Source organism: Pseudomonas farsensis, assembly GCF_014268805.2.
GTDB lineage: Bacteria > Pseudomonadota > Gammaproteobacteria > Pseudomonadales > Pseudomonadaceae > Aquipseudomonas > Aquipseudomonas farsensis.
Genome location: NZ_JABWRF020000002.1, coordinates 1,062,248 through 1,081,251, shown reverse-complemented (window position 1 = coordinate 1,081,251; position 19,004 = coordinate 1,062,248). Strand labels below are relative to the sequence as shown.

Below are 19,004 nucleotides of genomic sequence, written 5' to 3'. Positions count from 1 at the left end.
TCAGTTCTCCTCTTGCCGGTTGAGAAACACCGGAGATGTCGTCATGTCGCGGATCATCTGGATCAGCGAGCCGTTGGCATTGAGCGCCTCTGAGGCGGATTTGAGCGTGCTCACCGAGCCTGCCGAAACCTTGTTGCCGAACATGAAGCGGAAGTAGCTGTCGGCCATGCAGGTCTGCGCCGTGGCATTGCCGGGCAACAACTCGGCAACATCACGCAGGTTGTTGACCTGTGCCCAGTTTTCCAGCCCGGTATTGCTGATGAACGGCCCGGCCGCGTTGATCGGCATGTTGACCGGGTACTGCGCGTGGTTGTACGCCTGCTCGACCTCGCGATAACGGCCAGAGGCGTCGTAGTTCTCCATGCTCGACCCGGTGTCGTTCATGTACTGGTGGCACTGCCAGCAGCGCCCTTCGGAGGCGTTCTGGCCGTTCACCAGGTCCCAGCGCTCGCGGGTGGTGATGGCCCTTGGCGGGTACGCAGGCTCGTTCGGGTCGGCTTCCACCGGCGCGCCAAACTCGCGGCACAGCAACTGCTCGCGGATCATGATGCCGCGCTTGACCAGCGACGTGGCTTGGTAATCGGAGTTGACCGCCTGGGTCATCCCCAAGTGCAGCAGCCCACCGCGGCGCGGGTCGACGCTGACCTTGCGCATGCTGTCACCACTCACGCCAGCAATGGCGTAATGCTGGGCCAGACGCTGGTCGAGGAAGGTGTAGCCGGGGTTGAACAAGGCATTGAACGAGCCGCCGTCGCGCAGCACCTGGCCCACCAGTTGCGCCTGCTCCTGCACCATACTGTCGATAACCGCTGGTGTCAGGCCTGGCTTTTCCTGGGCGCCGCGATAGGTCTTGAGGTAGTAGCTGATGAAGCGGTTGAACTGCGCCTGGCCCTGCTCGCTGAGCAGCATGCGTTGGGCAGCAGCGCCGATCTGCTCGGGTGTCTGCAGTTGGCCCTGCTCGGCCTGCAGCAACAGCTCTTCACTTGGCGTGGTGCCTAGCAGGCTGTACGACAGCGCCGTGGCGCGCTCACTGGCGCTGAGCTGATAGATGTCGCCCTCGGCCGGCGCTTCACCGAGCTCGGAGCGGTAAAGGAAGTTGGGCGACAATAGCAATGCTGCTACCAGCGCATTGGCCCCGTCCTTTGTCCTCAGCGCATCGTAACGCTGCACTTCGCTGGCGGTGAGCGCGCGGCGGAAGACCCGGCGCCCCAGTTGCGCCGTCGGCTGGGCATCGAGCCAGGCTGTATCGACCTCTTCAGCCACTTGCCAAGCCACGTCGTACAGGGCTTTGAGGTCCTCGGCCTGGATTACGCCAGCATCGGCGTCGCCGGGGTACTTGAAATGGCCCTTGGATTTGTCGGCCGGCAGCGCGTCCTGCTTGACCGCAACGCTGAACAGGTCGCGCACGCTATTGGCGTACTCGTCGCGGGTCAGCAGGCGCAGTTGGCGCTTGCCATAGGCCTGCTTGGGGTCAAGGTAGCCAGCCCACAGGTCGTTGTAGAAGTAGTCGGCGATCTGGCTTGAACATGAGCTGTCGCACTGGCCACGCACCGTCATGCCGAGTATTTGCTGCACCAACGCTTCCTTGCCTGCCAGGCTCCAGTTGATGGCCCGGTTGGCATCCTGGAAATACTGCACGGTGTGGCAAGCCGCGCAGGTGGTAGCAACCACCTCTTGGCCGAGTGCCGGCGTATGCCGGTAACTCATCTGCAATGTGATTGGCTCGTTGCTCAGTTCATCGACGCTGACCTTACGCTGGGTCGGTTCCGGCAGCTCGCCCGGATAGTAGGGGTAGTTGAATACGTGCTCGCCGGCTCCCAGCAAGATCATCTGGCTACCGCCCCAAGGCACCTTGACCTGCGAGGTTTTACCCTCCGACAGGTGAGTGACCTCCCAGTACTCAGGCGCGCCGCCGGCAAATGCGGGTTTTTGCGGAGCAACCAGCGTCGCCTTCACCGGCTCGATAGGAGGCCGTTCCATGTAGCCCAGCTCGACCGTCTGATCATTCGTCGACGCACTCAGCGTTACCTGCTGCTGGCGCACCTTGGGGATAAAGTCTCCAATGTTATCCAGCGCGACGGTGTAGGTGCCTTCATCCAACGCCCGAATAATCAGTGGTGTCTGCCCCCATGCGACATCGAAACGGCGGGTACGCCCCTGGCTATCAGTGAGCGTGCCGCTGAACATGGTCGGGGCCAATTCTGGCACTGGCGCCGCGGTGGGTTGCAACCTCAAGGTGGTCTTGTCGATATTCACTGGGTCGAAGGTGAACCTGTAGATCACCCCCGCCACGTCATCGGAGACCAGTATCGAGTTGTCAGCCAGCTCAAGTATGCCGGCAGGCCGACCCAGGCAAGAGCCATCCAGGCAATACACGTTGAAGTCGCCCGGCCCGCCGCTCCAGCCGGTCGCCAACGGTATCTGGCTGACTACCCGAACGCCGTCCTCGATAGTCAGCATGCGCAACTCCATGCCCGGCGATGCTTGCGTGCCGGTCCCGTGCACAGCTACCAACAGGCGGGCGAGATCACCGGGTTCGTTGTGGAAACCTTTCCAGAACGCGATGCCAAGCGGCGCGGTATTGCTGCCCAGCTCATAGGCCGGCGCCTGGTAGTTCTCTGGTTTGATCTGGTTCAGTGGCAGATCCGAGACGATCGCGCCTGGCAACAATGGCGGAGCGATGTTCCCGGGCTGGGTGTACTCCTCCTGGGTAAAGCCCAGGGTGTCACGGCCATAAAGGTAGGGTACCCCGAAGTGCATTTGCTTGCCGGTGGCGCCTTTGGCGATCCGGTTCACTTCATCACTGTTGAGAAAGCCCTGGCGGTTGTTGTCACTGAACCACAGGTCGCCATTGCTGGCCCACGCCAGGCCAACCGCATTGCGTACCCCTTTGGCCAGGATGCGTGATTCACGCGTTTTCAGGTCGTAGCTCAGTACAGTGCCATAGCGCTCGTCCTTGGTAACCATGCAGTGATTGCAGGGGATGCCCACGGCGGTGTAAAGCGCCTGATCTGCCGCATCGAACGGGTTGAAGCTCAGCGGATGCTTCTGGTGCCAGACCCTATGCGAGCCGTTTGGCAGCCGAAACTGGTCCTGATCAGGCGGGAAGTCCAGGACGACCTCGGGGCGCGGGTCACGGTAGGTTTGATCGACATTCGCAACCCGGTACAACTTGCCGGTGGTCGAGTAATACAGGTCCCCATCGCGATAGGCTACGCCGTGCGGCTCTTCTTCCCCAGAGGTGATCAGATGGATGCCGGTGGGCCGTCCAGCCTGGTCAAGCGGGATCGCATAAATGAAACTTGCGATACGGGCATTATAGGAATAATTGGGGATAGCACTGGAGCCGACGTAGAGCACGTTGTTGCCCATGACCATCTGCCGAGGCTGGGACAACCCGGTAGCAAACAGCTCGACCTTCACCCCAGGTAAAGTCAGCAGTTGAGTCAAGTCCAAAGGCTGGCGGTACTTGACCTCAAGGCTCAGCTTCTGCGATTGGCCGTGCATGAACTCGACCACGGTCGGCGTGGTGAGCGGCAAGTAGCCTTGCGCAGCATCCATGATCACCGCGTATTTGCAGGGTGCCAGGTCGGTGAGCGTGAGCACTTGGTCGGACCGGCCGGAGAACGGGATGGCCTGCGCGTTGCACCGCAGTACGCCGCTGACCTCAAGGTCGCGCCGCGCCTGAGGGCCGACGCCCCGGCTAGCGGTAGTAAACGGCACTTTGCCGCTCACCGTACTGAACGACAGCTCCAAGGTATTGGTCTGTGGCGTTGCGCCGCACTCGCCAAGGTCATCCCAGGCTTCCTTCCAGAATTCAGCCCCGTTGAAGGGTTTGCCCGGTTCATACTCCGCAAGGTTGCACCAGGCCTGGCCCGGGCCGGGCTTGCAAGCGTAGGCATGACCGACGTTGGTGACCAGTGAGCCGGCCTGGTAAGACTGGTTCAGCGCATAGGCAGGCGCCTGGCACTGCTCAGGCGTAGCCGCGCGGATGGCTGCCGGGAGGCCGGCCTTGACGCTGGCGGTAGACAACTCATAAGCCACTGCCAATCCGGCAATCAACAGCACTGCCAGGCAACACGCAACGAGACGGCGCATGGGGTTTCTCCCTGTCTGGCCCACCGAAACCCGGTGGGGTCAGGCTCGATGCAAACTTCTGCGAGCCACTTGACCGTTCGAACGCCACTGCCGATATGCGCGAGCGATTGCCTCGTACGCTATGCCTGAATCGCTGTGGCCGGTACTGGCAAAAATGTCAGGTAGCCGGCAGACCTTGCACCCTGCCACCGATTGCGGGACGCTAACGGCCTTGTACGGCGGGCTTCACCGCCCAAGCGCCCCGGAGCCTCCATGTCCCACCCGTTCTCCACCCTCACCCCCGACCTTGTGCTGGACGCCGTCGAAAGCCTTGGCTTTTTAAGCGATGCCCGGGTGCTGGCGCTCAACAGCTACGAAAACCGCGTGTACCAGGTGGGTATCGAAGATGGCCAGCCGCTGATCGCCAAGTTCTATCGCCCCGGCCGCTGGAGCGATGCGGCCATTCTCGAAGAACACGCTTTCAGTGCAGAACTGGCCGATTGCGAAGTGCCGGTGGTTGCGCCAATGCAGCACCAAGGCCGTTCGCTGTTCGAGCACGCAGGCTTTCGTTTTGCGCTGTTCCCGCGCCGTGGCGGCCATGCGCCGGAGCCTGGCAACCTCGACCAGTTGTATCGCCTGGGCCAACTGCTCGGGCGCCTGCACGCGGTGGGCGCAACCCGCCCGTTCGAGCACCGCGAAGCCCTGACTGTGGATAACTTCGGCCATGCCTCGCTGCAGACGCTGCTGGACGGCGGCTTCGTGCCGCGCGAGTTGCTGCCGGCATTCGAGTCGGTGGCCCGCGACCTGCTCAAGCGGGTCGAGGCCATCTATGCCCGCTCCCCGCATCAGGTGATCCGCCTGCATGGCGACCTGCACCCCGGCAACCTGATGCACCGCGACGACGCCTACCACATGGTCGACCTCGACGACTGCCGCACCGGCCCCGCCGTGCAAGACCTGTGGATGATGCTGGCCGGCAGCCGCGAGGAACGCCTTGGCCAACTGGCCGAACTGATCGACGGCTATAACGAATTCCACGATTTCGACCCGCGCGAACTGGCCCTGATCGAGCCGCTGCGCGCACTGCGCCAGTTACACTACAGCGCCTGGCTGGCGCGGCGCTGGGATGACCCAGCGTTCCCGCCGAGCTTCCCCTGGTTTGGCCAGCCGCGGTATTGGGGCGATCAGATCCTCGCCCTGCGTGAACAGATTTCTGCACTGGATGAACAGCCGCTGAAATTGTTCTAAAAGTGTTGCAAGCAGTGTCTACAATGGGGGCCGCTTCGTTCGCTTCCCAAGCAAGGATTCTCCATGCACGCCGCCAACCCGCGCCGCGGGTACATTCTGGGCCTCGGCGCCTACATCATCTGGGGCCTGTTCCCCCTCTACTTCAAAGCCATCCAGAGCGTCCCCGCGGTGGAAATCATCGTCCACCGGGTGCTCTGGTCGGCGCTGTTCGGCTCATTGCTGCTACTTATGTGGAAGCACCCAGGCTGGTGGCGCGAGCTGCGCGACAACCCGCGGCGCCTAGCCATCCTGGCCCTCAGTGGCACGCTGATCGCCGGCAACTGGCTGACCTACGTATGGGCGGTGAACAACGGGCGCATGCTCGAAGCCAGCCTGGGCTACTACATCAACCCGTTGATCAACGTGCTGCTCGGCATGCTGCTGGGCGAGCGCCTGCGCCGCCTGCAATGGCTGGCGGTGGCGCTGGCGGCGCTGGGCGTGGCGCAGCAGGTGTGGCAAGTGGGCAGCCTGCCGTGGGTGTCGCTGGCACTGGCGCTGACGTTCGGCTTCTATGGGCTGATCCGCAAACAGGCGCCGGTCGCGGCGCTGCCGGGGCTGGTGGTGGAAACCTGGATGCTGGTGCCGCTGGCCATCGGCTGGTTGCTGCTGCACCCCGCCGCCAACAGCGCCAACCTGGCGTTTTTCAGCAGCAGCGAAGCGCTCTGGCTGATCGCCGCCGGCCCCGTGACGCTGGTACCGCTGGTGTGCTTCAACGCCGCCGCCCGGCACCTGCCCTACACCACGCTGGGCTTCTTGCAATACCTGGCGCCCACCTTGGTATTGCTGCAGGCGGTGCTGCTGTTCGACGAGCACCTGACGTCGAGCAACGTGCTGGCGTTCGCCTGTATCTGGGCGGGCCTGGCGCTGTACAGCGTCGATGCCTGGATGTCGCTGCGCAAGCGCACCTGATCACTTATTGATCAATACGCTACAGGCCTTGTTGTGCGTGGCCTGTAGCGATGTCTCCAGAGGTTATCCACACCCCCATCCCCGGCGTTTGTGCACAAGCCGCCGCTGACTGAGCGTTTTTTGCTCAATAGCCGCCGGGCCTTGCCAGCGCTGGGCTGGCGCGGTACACCCCCAGGTTATCCACAGGGGCATCCCCGTTAAACCGGGATAACCTGAGAAGGCGCTCAACCCTCGGGGCGCAGGTGCAGTTCCACCATCAGGTCATCGGCCAGGCTCTCAAGGCTCTGCTGCAAAACCTCCAGCGACAACTCCGACGGCACCGCCAGCAATGCCTCGGCATGGAACAGCGGCTCGCTGCTCATCGGTGCCGGGCGCACCTCGGTGGTGAAGCGTTCAAGGTTGACCCCTTGCCCCGCCAGCAAGCGGGTGATATCACGGACGATGCCTGGCCGGTCGTTGCCCACCAGTTCCATGGCAATCGGCTGCCAGGTACTGGCAGGCTCGCTGCCGCCTTCGGCAATCAGCACGCGGATGCCGAAGGCGACGAGATTTTGCAGCGACACCACCAGGTCACCGTACTGCTCCGCCGGCACCGCCACACGCAAGATGCCGGCGAACTGGCCGGCCAGGCGCGACATACGGCTTTCAAGCCAGTTGCCGTCATGCTCGGCAATGCATTGCGCGATACGTTCGACCTGCCCGGCCTGGTCGGGGGCGATCACGGTCAGTACGAGATGATCCACAGCGGGCTCCTTGTGATGCCGCAACACGCGAATCACATGAGTATAGGCAAGGCGTGGCAACCTGCCGCAGGGGCAGTCGCGCAATCTATCGTGTACCGTTTCAAGATTTATCTGGAACAATCCACAGGTTTTTTGCGAACATACCGTTTCCCAGCGTGACCCCATGCGACCGTTTGGTCGCGCGGCGACGCTTTTAGTCTGATATTCCCGCGCCTGCTGCTTCATGTAGTATGCGTCGGCGCAGACTACAAAACGTCGTCAGGATGTCTGCCAAGGCGCCTGTGCAAAAACAAGACTCGCCGCCAGCCCGTCTGGCGCGCTGCACCCAGCCGCCCACCCTGCGTGGGCACGCACTGGTGCCGTGTTTAGTGAAGCGCCACAGGCTTAATACAGAAGAGCGAAGCGAAATAGCTGAGCAGAGGTGAGGCAAGCAATGACTGGATACGTTCAAGTCGGTGGCCTTCAGGTCGCCAAGGCCCTGTACGACTTCGTCAACGACGAAGCGATCCCAGGTACCGGCATCAAGGCCGATGCATTCTGGGCAGGGGCAGAGAAGATCATCAATGACCTCGCTCCCAAGAACCACGCCCTGCTCGCCAAGCGCGACCAGCTGCAAGCGCAGATCGACGCCTGGCACCAGGCCCGCCAAGGCCAGGCCCATGACGCCGCCGCCTACAAGGCATTCCTGCAAGAAATCGGCTACCTGCTGCCGCAAGTCGACGATTTCCAGGCCAGCACGCAAAACGTCGATGAAGAAATCGCCCAGATGGCCGGCCCGCAGTTGGTCGTGCCGGTGATGAACGCACGCTTCGCCCTCAACGCCGCCAACGCCCGCTGGGGCTCGCTGTACGACGCGCTGTATGGCACCGATGCCATCAGCGAGGAAGGCGGCGCCGAAAAAGGCCCAGGCTACAACAAGGTGCGTGGCGACAAAGTCATCGCCTTTGCCCGCGCCTTCCTCGATGAAGCCGCGCCCCTGGCTGCCGGCTCGCATGTAGATTCCACTGGCTACCGCATCGAGGCTGGCAAGCTGGTGGTTGCTCTCAAAGGCGGCAGCAACAGCGGCCTGCGCGACGACGCCCAACTGATCGGCTTCGTTGGCGATGCCGCAGCGCCCACTGGCGTGCTGCTCAAGCACAACGGCCTGCACTTCGAAATCCAGGTCGATGCCTCGACGCCTGTGGGCAGCACCGACGCTGCCGGGGTGAAAGACATCCTGATGGAATCGGCACTGACCACCATCATGGACTGCGAAGACTCGGTCGCCGCCGTGGATGCCGACGACAAGGTAATCGTCTATCGCAACTGGCTGGGCCTGATGAAAGGCGACCTGGCCGAAAGCGTCAGCAAAGGCGGCAAGACCTTTACCCGCACCATGAACCCGGACCGCGAGTACAGCGCCCCTGACGGCGGCAGCGTGACCCTGCACGGCCGTTCGCTGCTGTTCGTGCGCAACGTCGGCCACCTGATGACCAACCCGGCCATCCTTGACGCCCAGGGCAACGAAATCCCCGAAGGTATCCAGGACGGCCTGTTCACCAACCTGGTCGCCCTGCACAACCTCAACGGCAACACCAGCCGCAAGAACACCCGCAGCGGCAGCGTGTACATCGTCAAGCCGAAGATGCATGGCCCTGAAGAAGTGGCCTTCGCCGCCGAAATCTTCAGCCGTGTCGAAGACCTGCTGGGCATGCCGCGCAACACCGTCAAGGTCGGCATCATGGACGAGGAGCGCCGCACCACGGTCAACCTCAAGGCCTGTATCAAGGCGGCTGCCGAGCGCGTGGCGTTCATCAACACCGGTTTCCTCGACCGCACTGGCGATGAAATCCACACCTCGATGGAGGCCGGCGCCGTAGTGCGCAAAGGCGCCATGAAGAACGAGAAGTGGATCGGCGCCTACGAAAACAACAACGTCGACGTGGGCCTGGCCACCGGCCTGCAAGGCCGCGCGCAGATCGGCAAAGGCATGTGGGCCATGCCTGACCTGATGGCAGCGATGCTGGAGCAGAAAATCGCCCACCCGCTGGCCGGTGCCAACACCGCCTGGGTGCCGTCACCGACTGCCGCCACCCTGCATGCCCTGCACTACCACAAGGTCGACGTGCAGGCCCGTCAGCGCGAGCTGGCCTCGCGTACGCCGGCCTCGGTCGACGATATCCTGGCCATCCCGCTGGCGGCCAACACCAACTGGTCGGCGGAGGAGATCCGCAACGAACTGGACAACAACGCCCAGGGCATCCTGGGCTATGTGGTGCGCTGGATCGATCACGGCGTGGGTTGCTCGAAGGTGCCGGACATCAACGATGTCGGCCTGATGGAAGACCGCGCCACGCTGCGTATTTCGGCCCAGTTGCTGGCCAACTGGCTGCGCCATGGCGTGGTCAGCCAGGAGCAGGTGCTCGAAAGCCTCAAGCGCATGGCTGCAGTGGTCGACAAGCAGAACGCAGGTGACGCGCAGTACCGCGCCATGGCGCCGAATTTCGATGACAACATCGCGTTCCAGGCGGCAGTGGAGTTGGTACTTGAAGGTGCCAAGCAGCCAAACGGCTACACCGAGCCGGTGCTGCACCGCCGTCGTCGCGAGTTCAAGGCGCGCAACGGGTTGTAATTTGCCGTAAACGCATCGCGGGGCAAGCCCGCTCCCACAAAGCAGTGTTCATGCATGTGGGAGCGGGCTTGCCCCGCGATCGTTTTCAGCCTTGCTCCAGCCTCAGCTCCCGCTTCACCAGTTCCAGCAGCTTCCCCAGATCCACCGGCTTCAGCAAAAAATCCACCACCCCTAGGTGCATCACGTCCACCGCCTCCTTCACATCGGTGTCGCCCGACACCACGATGATAGGAAGAGCTGCCCGCTCGGTGTGGCGAACCTTGTCGATCAGGCCATGGCCATCCACCGGCCGCATGCGCAGATCGGTGATGATCAGCGCGATACGCGGCTCCCAATCCAGCTTGAACAGCGCCTCCTCGGCTCCGTCAGCCTCCATGCACTCGACCCGATGGCTTTTCAGGTACAAACACAAGGCCTGGCGGTTGACCGGGTTGTCGTCTACTACCAACACCACTGGCCGTGCCGCCACCGGCGCAGTCACCATGGCCAACGCTGCACGCTCGGCGTCAGTCAGAATATCTTCATGTTCAACCATGGTCTTCTCGTTATAAATCTCTCGCTCACGCGGTTGGACCGCAAGAACCGGGCTATCCGGCTGACCTTTCGTCGGCTTTTTGACAACGTTTTCTAGACTTACGTCCAATGGGCACCACCGCACGGCCAGCCGACCATGGGGCCCGAGAACAACAAAGCCGAACCCTATAGATAGATATATATAGTTCGGCGTAGCGATACGGTCAGTTGCATGAGCAAAAAGGACGCCTATACCCAGGCCGGAAGGACTGCGGTACTACAGAACATTCAGGGCACGCTGCAGTTCTTGCAGCGTTTCCCGCCGTTCAATCAGATGGAACAGGGCCACCTGGCGTACCTGGTGGAACAGTGCCAACTGCGTTTCTACGCCGCCGGCGAGAGCATCATCAAACCGGCTGACGGCCCGGTGGAGCACTTCTATATCGTCAAGCAGGGCCGGGTGATCGGCGAGCGCCAGCACGTCACCCGGCCCGGTACCGAAACCACGTTCGAAATCGCCGGTGGCGAGTGCTTCCCGCTGGCGGCCCTGCTGGGCGAGCGGGCGACCCGCACCGAGCACCTGGCGGGCGAAGACACCTTCTGCCTGCAACTGAACAAAGCCGCGTTCATCCGTGTGTTTTCGATGTCCGACGTCTTCCGCGACTTTGCCCTGCGCGGGGTGAGCAGCCTGCTTGACCAGGTCAACCAGCAGGTGCGCCAGCGCGCCGTGGAAACCCTCGGCACCCAGTATTCGCTGAACACACCGTTGGGCGAGCTGGCGTTGCGCCACCCCGTGGTGTGCAGCCCGGCCACACCGCTGCGCGAGGCGGTCGCGGTGATGCATGAACAGCAAGTGGGCAGCATCGTCATTGTCGATGAGCTGCGCGCGCCGCTGGGCATCTTCACCCTGCGTGACCTGCGCCAGGTGGTGGCCGACCCCGGCGCCGAACTGACCGCGCCGGTCGAGCGCTACATGACCGCCCGGCCCTTCCACCTGAGCCCCCAGGCCAGCGCCTTCGACGCCGCCATGGCAATGACCGAACGGCATATCGCCCACGTGTGCCTGGTGGACAACGGCCGCCTGTGCGGGGTGATTTCCGAACGCGACTTGTTCTCGCTGCAACGGGTCGACCTGGTGCACCTGGCGCGGACCATCCGCCACGCGCCGCGCCTGGACAACCTGGTGGCGCTGCGCGGCGAGATCGGCCAATTGGTCGAACGCATGCTGGCCCACGGCGCGTCGTCGACGCAGATCACCCAGATCATCACCCTGCTCAACGACCACACCGTGTGCCGGGTCATCGAGCTGGCCATCGCCGAACGCGGCGACCCCGGCGTGCCGTTCAGCTGGCTGTGTTTCGGCAGCGAAGGCCGCCGCGAGCAGACCCTGCACACCGACCAGGACAACGGCATCCTGTTCGAGGCCCAGAACAGCGCCGAGGCCGAGACCATTCGCGCCCGCCTGTTGCCGCTGGCGCAGTACATCAACCACAACCTGGCGCAATGCGGCTTTACCCTGTGCAAGGGCAACGTGATGGCCGGCAACCCCGAGCTGTGCCTGTCGCGCAGCGAGTGGGCGCGGCGCTTTGCAGGCTTTGTGCGCGAGGCCAGCCCGGAAAACCTGCTGGGTTCGAGCATCTATTTCGACCTGCGGGTGGTCTGGGGCGACGAGCAGGGCTGCGAACAACTGCGCCGTGGGCTGCTGGAGCAGGTCGCCGACAACCGCATCTTCCAGCGCATGCTGGCCGACAACGCCCTGCGCCAGCGCCCACCGGTGGGCCGCCTGCGCGAGTTCGTGCTGACCCGCCAAGGCGACGACAAAGCGGCCACCCTGGACCTGAAAGTGCAGGGCCTGACGCCCTTCGTGGACGGGGCTCGACTGTTGGCTCTGGCCCACGGTATTGGCGCCTGCAATACCCTGGAGCGCCTGCGCGAGCTGGTGGCCAAAGGCGTGATAGACGCACTCGACGGCGCCGCTTATGAAGAGGCCTATCACTTCATCCAGCAGACGCGCATGCAGCAGCACCAGCGCCAGACCCGGGACAACCTGCCGTATTCCAACCGTGTCGACCCCGACAGCCTCAACCACCTCGACCGGCGCATCCTGCGCGAGTCGTTGCGCCAGGCCCAGCGCCTGCAAGCGAGCCTGGCGCAGCGGTACCAGTTATGAACCTGCTGGCCTGGCTACGCCCGCATGCGCCCGAACTGGGCGCCAATCTGCGCCAGCGCATGGCCGCCTTGCCGGCGCCTGCACCACTGGGCGTATGCTCCCTGCGTGAACAGCGCTGGGTGGTGCTGGACCTTGAAACCAGTGGCCTTAACCTGAACCGCGATCAGGTGCTGTCGATTGGCGCGGTGGCCATAGAAGACGGCGCTATCAACCTTGGCCAGCCGTTCGAACGCACCCTGCACCGCCCCGAGCAGAAGACCAACGCCAGCGTGCTGATCCATGGCCTGGGCCCCAGCGCCCTGGCCGCAGGTTGCGACCCGGCCGAGGCGCTGCTGGACCTGATGGCGTTCATTGGCGACAGCCCGGTGCTGGCGTTTCACGCGCCATTCGACCAACGCATGCTCACCCGCGCCCTCAAGGACAGCCTGGGCCTGCGCCTGCAACATGACTTTATCGACGTGGCCGAGCTGGCACCGCTGCTCAACCCCGACACGGTGTTGCGCGAAGCTGGGCTGGACGACTGGATCGCGCGTTTTGGCCTGCAAGTGCAGGCCCGCCACCACGCCGTCGCCGACGCCCAGGTGACCGCCGAGCTTGCGCTGATCCTGTTCAGCCAAGCCCGGCGCCAGCAGTTGGACAGCCCACTGCAACTGGCGCAACGGCTCAAGCAATGGCGCCGGCGCAAGGCGCAGGGCCATGGCCTTTGAGGCACGAGGGAGATCACCCAGCCCTTCCGGGCTGCGCGGTAGCGAAGAGAACTGGGCAGCGTGGGAGATTCTATGGTTTTGTACAAACCTGTTCCCGCCAGACATATCTCCTTGTGGCGAGCGGGCTTGTCCCGCGTTGGGCTGCGCAGCAGCAGCCCCTAGGGTTTTCAGGGCTGCTGCGCAGCCCAACGCGGGACAAGCCCGCTCGCCACGACTCCCTATTGAGCACGGCCCGCTCCCACGTTTTTTTAGTTAACTCAAACAACCGCAAACCGATAAGCGTCAATTGCACCCGCCCCGCGCCTCTGCCACAATCGCGAATAATTATCGTTAGTTAACGCATTCTTTTCAGGGGACGTTCCTTGGCGCCTGCGCAGAGCCCACATGCCCATCTGGTCGGCGCGCTGTACCGCGACCACCGCGGCTGGCTGCTGGCCTGGCTGCAACGCAGTACCGCCTGCCGCCAGCGCGCCGAAGACCTGAGCCAGGACACGTTCGTGCGCCTGCTGGGCCGCGAGCGTCTGGACACCCCGCGTGAACCGCGTGCTTTTCTCGCCGCTGTGGCCAAAGGCCTACTGTTCGACCATTTCCGCCGCGCAGCCCTGGAGCAAGCCTACCTCTCGGAGCTGGCGCTGATGCCCGAGGCCGAACAGCCGTCGCCTGAGCAGCAACTGCTGATTCTCGAAGACCTCAAGGCCATCGACCGTTTGCTCGGCAAGCTGTCGAGCAAAGCGCGCGCCGCCTTCCTGCACAACCGCCTGGACGGCATGGGCCACGCCGAAATCGCCGAGCGCCTCGGCGTGTCGGTATCGCGGGTACGCCAGTACCTGGCCCAGGGCATGCGCCAGTGCTACATCGCCCTGTACGGTCAGCCCACATGAACAACGCCCCGGTTTCCAGCTCGGTGCTCGAGGCTGCCATTACCTGGAAGCTGTGCCTGGACCAGGGCAGCGGCACGCCCGATGAACGCAACGCGTTCATGCGCTGGCACGCCGCCCACGAAGAACACGCCCGTGCCTGGCTGCAACTGGGCCTGCTCGACCAGCGCGTCACCGCCGCTGCCGGCCCTGCCCGGCATGCCCTGCAACAGTCGCGCAGCAGCATGCGCCAGCGCCTCGGCGGGCTCGCCGGCATGCTGGTGTTGGGTGGTTTGCTGGCCTGGGCTGGGCTGCCGAGCCTGTCGGCAAGTTACTGGCTGGCCGACCAGCGCACCAGCACCGGCGAACTGCGCACGTTGCGCCTTGAGGACGGCACGCTGCTGAGCCTGAATACCGGCACTGCGGTCGATATCGACTTCCACGGCAGCGAACGGGTGATCGTGCTGCATCAGGGCGAAATTTCCGTCGAAACCGGGCATGAAGACACCCGGCCACTGCTGGTGCAAACCGACGATGGCCGGCTACGGCCGCTGGGTACACGCTTTTTGGTCAAGCGCGAGGCCGCAGGCACACGCCTTGAGGTGTTGCAGGCACAGGTTGCGGCCAAACCGCGCAACAGCGGCGATGAGCAGGTGCTGGCCGAAGGCCGTCAGGTGTTGATGAGCGCCGATGGGCTGGGGCCGGTAGAGGCGGTCGCGGTGGGCGCCGACGCCTGGACCCGCGGCATGCTGGTGGTGGACAACGTGCGCCTGGCAGACCTGGTGGCCACCCTAGGCCAGTACCGCAGTGGCCACTTGGGTGTGGCGGACGAGGTTGCCGACCTGCGCATCAGCGGCAGCTTCCCACTGACCGACACCAACCTGGCACTGGCCTCGCTGCTGCCGGCCCTGCCGGTGAAAATCGAACAACACACGCCATGGTGGGTGACTATCAGCGCCAAGTAATCCGGGCTGCCGCCCGAGGGCATCTGTGGGAGATTCTATGGTTTTGTACAAGCCTTTTCTCGCCAGACACATCTCCTTGTGGCGAGCTCCGTTGTGGCGAGCGGGCTTGTCCCGCGTTGGGCTGCACAGCAGCCCCTGGGGTTTTCAGGGCTGCTGCGCAGCCCAACGCGGGACAAGCCCGCTCGCCACAACTAACTATCGTTTCCCACAGGATTGGGGCCAGCCAGCAATGTTGCGGTTGGGCACTACCTCCGTGGGGCGATAGCCTGCGATGAGGCCATGAAGGCTTTATCCATCACCGGCAAGAATATTTTTCATCCACCCCTGTCACTTTCTCAATCTCGCTCGGCAAGGAAGCAATTAGCACCCTTTTTGTCGAGGAGCCGCTGCATGTCCCGCGCTGTTGATGCTTTGCTTCGCCCCCGCCTGATGGCCCTGGCCATCAGCCTGGCCGCGCCATTGGCCAGCCCAGCCCTGTTCGCTGCCGAGCAGTCCGCCGTGCGCGCCTATGACGTACCGGCCGGCCCCTTGGCCAGCACCCTGAACCAGATCGCCAGCCAGGCCGGCATCGCCCTGGCACTGGACCCGGCACTGGCCAGCGGTCGCACCTCGGCACCGGTTAACGGCCAGTACAACGGCGTCGGCGCCTTGCAGGCCGCCCTGCTGGGGACCGGCCTGCAACTGCAGCAAGGCAGCGCCGGCAGTTACAGCCTGGTGGCAGTCGAGAACAACGCAATCGCCTTGCCCACTACCGACATCAACGCAAGCAGCGACAGTGAAAGCGCCTGGGGCCCGGTGAATGGTTACCTGGCCAACCGCACCGCCGTCGGCAGCAAGACCGACACCGCGCTGGTCGAAGCCCCACGCTCGATCTCCGTCGCCACTCGCCAGCAAATGGACGACCGCAGCGTGCATAGCCTGGACGACGCAGTGCGCTACATGCCCGGTATCGTCTCCGCCAGCTTCGGCAGCGATACGCGCTACGACTGGATGCGCGTACGTGGCTTCGAGCCCACGCACTTCCTCGATGGCCTGCCACTGCCGCGCGGCGTTTATGCCAACCCCAAACCCGAGACCTGGAACCTGGACCGCCTCGCCCTGCTTCGCGGCCCGGCATCCTCGGTGTACGGCCAGACGCCACCTGGCGGCCTGTTGGATATCGTCAGCCGCAGGCCGCAAGCCGAAAGCGCCCACGAGATCCAGGTGCAGTACGGCAGCGACAACCACCGCCAGATCAATTTTGCCAGCACCGGCAAGATCGATGACCAAGGCCAATTTCTGTATGGCTTGAGCGGGGTGGTCCGCGACAGCGGCACGCAAATCGATCACGTCGAGAACAAGCGCTACAACATCGCCCCCAGCCTGACCTGGAACATCGACGACGACACATCGTTGACCTTGTTGACCCAGTTCACCCGCGACGATACCGGCGTCACCAGCCAGTTCTACCCGCTGCAAGGCACCAAGATCGACATGCCCTTCGGCAAGGTCTCGCGCCACAAGAACCTCGGTGACCCGGACTACGACTACTACGACCGCACCTACTACGCGCTGGGCTACACCTTCGAACACCGCCTGAACGACACCTGGCAGTTGCGCCAGAACCTGCGCTACACCAAGTCCGACCTGTCGTTCCAGACGGTCACCGTCAACAGCTATTACCCGAGCATTGGCTACGTCGTGGACGATCAGGGCAATACCGGCCGTGGTACCACCAATGTTGATGAAGACATCAGCCAGTTCGCGGTCGACAACAACCTGCAAGGCAACTTCGACACAGGCGCCATCAGCCATACCCTGCTGCTCGGCCTGGACCACCAGCGCATGAACAACAACTTCCTGGCGATCTTCGGCACCGCGCCGCCCATCAACGTCAACAACCCGGTGCACGGCTTGCCCATCACCCGCCCGCCTCGCGCCGATGCCCTCTACGACTACAACCAGAAAACCCGCCAGACCGGCGTGTACATCCAGGACCAGATGGCCCTCGATAAATGGCGCCTGACCCTGGGCGGTCGTCAGGACTGGGTGCACACCGACACCGAGTTCCACAAGAACAACACCAATAGCACCCAGCGCAATCGCAAGTTCAGCGGCAATGCCGCCCTCAGCTATGTGTTCGACTCAGGCCTGGTGCCTTACCTGTCCTACGCCGAGTCATTCCAGCCGGCCAGCAAATCCGACGTCACTGCCACCAACTCGCTCAAGCCTACCGAGGGGCAACAGTGGGAGCTGGGCATCAAGTACCAGCCGCCCGGCTCGAATACCCTGCTGACGGCTGCGGTGTATGAGCTGACCCAGAAGAACGTCTCGGTTACCAACAACGTCGGCAACGTACCGGTCACCAGCCAGACCGGCGAAGTGAAAGTACAGGGTCTGGAGCTTGAAGCCGTTTCCGAGGTGAACGAAAACCTCAAGGTGACCGCGGCCTACACCCTGGCCAAGTCCGAAGTGCAGGACGGCCTGTATAAAGGCAACCGCCTGCAATTGATGCCCAATCAGCAGGCGTCGCTATGGGCCGACTACACCTGGCGCACCGGTGCGCTGGACGGCTTTGGTATCGGCCTGGGCGCACGCTATACCGGCAACACCTACGGCGATCAGGGCAATACCTGGCTTGGCAAGGCCGATGCCTACACCGTGTTCGATGCGGCGGTGCACTACGACCTCGGGCGCCTGGACAACAGCCTCAAGGGTGCTTCGGTGGCAATCAACGCCACCAATCTGCTGAACAAGGACTACATCTCCACCTGCGACGGCTACTACTGCTACTTCGGTGACCAACGCAGCGTCGTCGCCAGTGCGACCTACAAGTGGTGAGCATCCCAGGTCGCAGAACAAAGGCTGAACCGTGAAAAGCCAAACCATCCGCCGCTGGTCGTTCATCCACACCTGGAGCAGCCTGGTCTGCACGCTGTTCCTGTTGCTGCTGGCCCTGACCGGCCTGCCGCTGATCTTCCATCACGAGCTTGAACACCTGCTCGGCGATGCCCCGCAGCTGCGCCAGATGCCCGCTGACACCCCGCATCTGGGCCTGCAGCAACTGGTGCTCAAGGCCGAACAGCACCGCCCAGGCGAGGTCATGCAGTACTTCGGCTACGACGAAGACGAAGCCAACGGCGTGGTCGCTATCACGGCCGCCACCGCCGCTACCGAGCCCAATTCATCGCACACGTTCATGCTCGACGCGCGCACCGGCGAAGCGGTGGCGATGCCTGCGGCCAATGGCGGCCTGATGATGACGCTGCTGCGCCTGCATGTGGACATGTTCGCCGGGCTGCCGGGCAAACTGCTGCTGGCGTTCATGGGGGTGCTGTTCATCGTCGCTATCGTTTCAGGCACCGTGCTGTACGCACCGTTCATGCGCCGGCTGAAATTTGCCAGCGTGCGCCACGACAAATCGCCCAGGCTGCGCTGGCTCGACCTGCACAACCTGATCGGCATCGTGACCCTCAGCTGGGCGCTGGTGGTCGGTGTTACCGGGGTGATCAGCGCGCTGTCCGACGTGGTGATCGCTGCCTGGCGCAACGACAGCCTCGCGGCCATGGTCGCGCCCTACCGTGATGCCCCGCCGCTCACCGAGCGGGCGCCAGCCACGCACCTGCTCAGCATTGCGGCGCAGGCTGCGCCCGGCATGCGCCCTGACTTCATCGCCTTCCCAGGCACCCGGTTTTCCAGCGAACACCACTATGCGGTGTTCATGAAAGGCGCCAGCCACCTGACCTCGCACCTGCTCACCCCGGTACTGATCGATGCCCGCACCCTGCAGGTCACCGCAGTCGGTGAGCGGCCCTGGTACATGGACGCCATGGGCCTGTCGCAACCGCTGCATTTTGGTGACTACGGCGGGCGGCCCATGCAGATTCTCTGGGCGCTGCTCGATGTGCTGACCATCATCGTGCTCGGCAGCGGGCTGTACCTGTGGTGGGGCAAGCAACGCAAAGCCCGGCAGGTGAGCCAATGAGCCATAAATCCCAAGGCACGCTACGTATCTTCGCCTGGCCAGCGTTGCTCGCCGTGCTGGGCCTGGCCGGGCTGTTCGCCGCGCTGCTCGGTGATGGCGCCTGGGATGCGCTGGCCTGGCTGGGGCTGGGGCTATCGGCGGCCATCGGTTTTTCCGGGTTCAGGCGCTAGCCGACTACCTCCTGCGCAGCGCGTTATTACC

13 protein-coding genes are annotated in these 19,004 nt (G+C 63.6%); 10 read left to right on the top strand and 3 right to left on the bottom strand.

Going from position 1 to position 19,004, the window contains the following annotated elements:
- Positions 1-4,098 (bottom strand): DUF1592 domain-containing protein, encoded by a 4,098-nt coding sequence (locus tag HU719_RS14110; protein ID WP_186535154.1) that lies wholly within the window; start codon positions 4,096-4,098, stop codon positions 1-3.
- 252 nt (positions 4,099-4,350) lie between these two features.
- Between HU719_RS14110 and HU719_RS14105 the strand changes: the two genes are divergently transcribed.
- Together HU719_RS14105 and rarD are read left to right on the top strand one after the other, a co-directional pair.
- Complete coding sequence (locus tag HU719_RS14105) at positions 4,351-5,325, top strand: serine/threonine protein kinase (protein WP_186535157.1); 975 nt, start codon at positions 4,351-4,353, stop codon at positions 5,323-5,325.
- A gap of 63 nt (positions 5,326-5,388) precedes the next feature.
- Positions 5,389-6,273 carry an EamA family transporter RarD gene (gene rarD, locus HU719_RS14100; RefSeq protein WP_186535158.1) on the top strand — a complete coding sequence of 295 codons (885 nt, stop codon included), beginning with the start codon at positions 5,389-5,391 and terminating at the stop codon, positions 6,271-6,273.
- A 224-nt stretch (positions 6,274-6,497) separates the two neighbouring features.
- On the opposite strand, the gene HU719_RS14095 is transcribed toward rarD, so the two are convergent.
- Positions 6,498-7,016: a glycine cleavage system transcriptional repressor gene (locus HU719_RS14095; RefSeq protein WP_186535159.1), complete on the bottom strand. Its 519-nt coding sequence runs from the start codon at positions 7,014-7,016 to the stop codon at positions 6,498-6,500.
- A gap of 433 nt (positions 7,017-7,449) precedes the next feature.
- Here HU719_RS14095 and HU719_RS14090 point away from each other — a divergent pair, with 433 nt between their 5' ends.
- The gene (locus HU719_RS14090) at positions 7,450-9,627 is read left to right on the top strand and encodes a malate synthase G (RefSeq protein ID WP_186535160.1); all 2,178 of its coding nucleotides are present in this window, start codon (positions 7,450-7,452) and stop codon (positions 9,625-9,627) included.
- Positions 9,628-9,712: 85 nt separating this feature from the next.
- On the opposite strand, the gene HU719_RS14085 is transcribed toward HU719_RS14090, so the two are convergent.
- The gene (locus HU719_RS14085; protein WP_186518386.1) at positions 9,713-10,162 is read right to left on the bottom strand and encodes a response regulator; all 450 of its coding nucleotides are present in this window, start codon (positions 10,160-10,162) and stop codon (positions 9,713-9,715) included.
- Positions 10,163-10,372: 210 nt separating this feature from the next.
- Here HU719_RS14085 and HU719_RS14080 point away from each other — a divergent pair, with 210 nt between their 5' ends.
- The 7 genes from HU719_RS14080 (at position 10,373) to HU719_RS14050 (ending at position 18,973) form a co-directional block, all read left to right on the top strand.
- The gene (locus tag HU719_RS14080; protein WP_186535163.1) at positions 10,373-12,310 is read left to right on the top strand and encodes a putative nucleotidyltransferase substrate binding domain-containing protein; all 1,938 of its coding nucleotides are present in this window, start codon (positions 10,373-10,375) and stop codon (positions 12,308-12,310) included.
- A complete protein-coding gene (locus tag HU719_RS14075) occupies positions 12,307-13,017 on the top strand; it encodes a 3'-5' exonuclease (RefSeq protein WP_186535164.1) in 711 nt (236 codons plus the stop codon). Before HU719_RS14080 ends, HU719_RS14075 begins: the two co-directional genes overlap by 4 nt.
- A 362-nt stretch (positions 13,018-13,379) precedes the next feature.
- Positions 13,380-13,898, top strand: a complete 519-nt coding sequence (locus HU719_RS14070; RefSeq protein ID WP_186537498.1) for an RNA polymerase sigma factor — start codon at positions 13,380-13,382, stop codon at positions 13,896-13,898.
- Positions 13,895-14,839, top strand: a complete 945-nt coding sequence (locus HU719_RS14065; protein WP_186537497.1) for a FecR domain-containing protein — start codon at positions 13,895-13,897, stop codon at positions 14,837-14,839. Before HU719_RS14070 ends, HU719_RS14065 begins: the two co-directional genes overlap by 4 nt.
- A 390-nt stretch (positions 14,840-15,229) precedes the next feature.
- A complete protein-coding gene (locus tag HU719_RS14060) occupies positions 15,230-17,659 on the top strand; it encodes a TonB-dependent siderophore receptor (protein ID WP_186536878.1) in 2,430 nt (809 codons plus the stop codon).
- Between the two features lie 31 nt (positions 17,660-17,690).
- Positions 17,691-18,803, top strand: coding sequence for a PepSY domain-containing protein (locus HU719_RS14055; RefSeq protein WP_186522663.1), 1,113 nt, complete (start codon positions 17,691-17,693; stop codon positions 18,801-18,803).
- A complete protein-coding gene (locus HU719_RS14050; RefSeq protein ID WP_186536877.1) occupies positions 18,800-18,973 on the top strand; it encodes a hypothetical protein in 174 nt (57 codons plus the stop codon). The genes HU719_RS14055 and HU719_RS14050 overlap by 4 nt, the downstream gene beginning before the upstream one ends.
- Positions 18,974-19,004 lie beyond the last annotated feature (31 nt).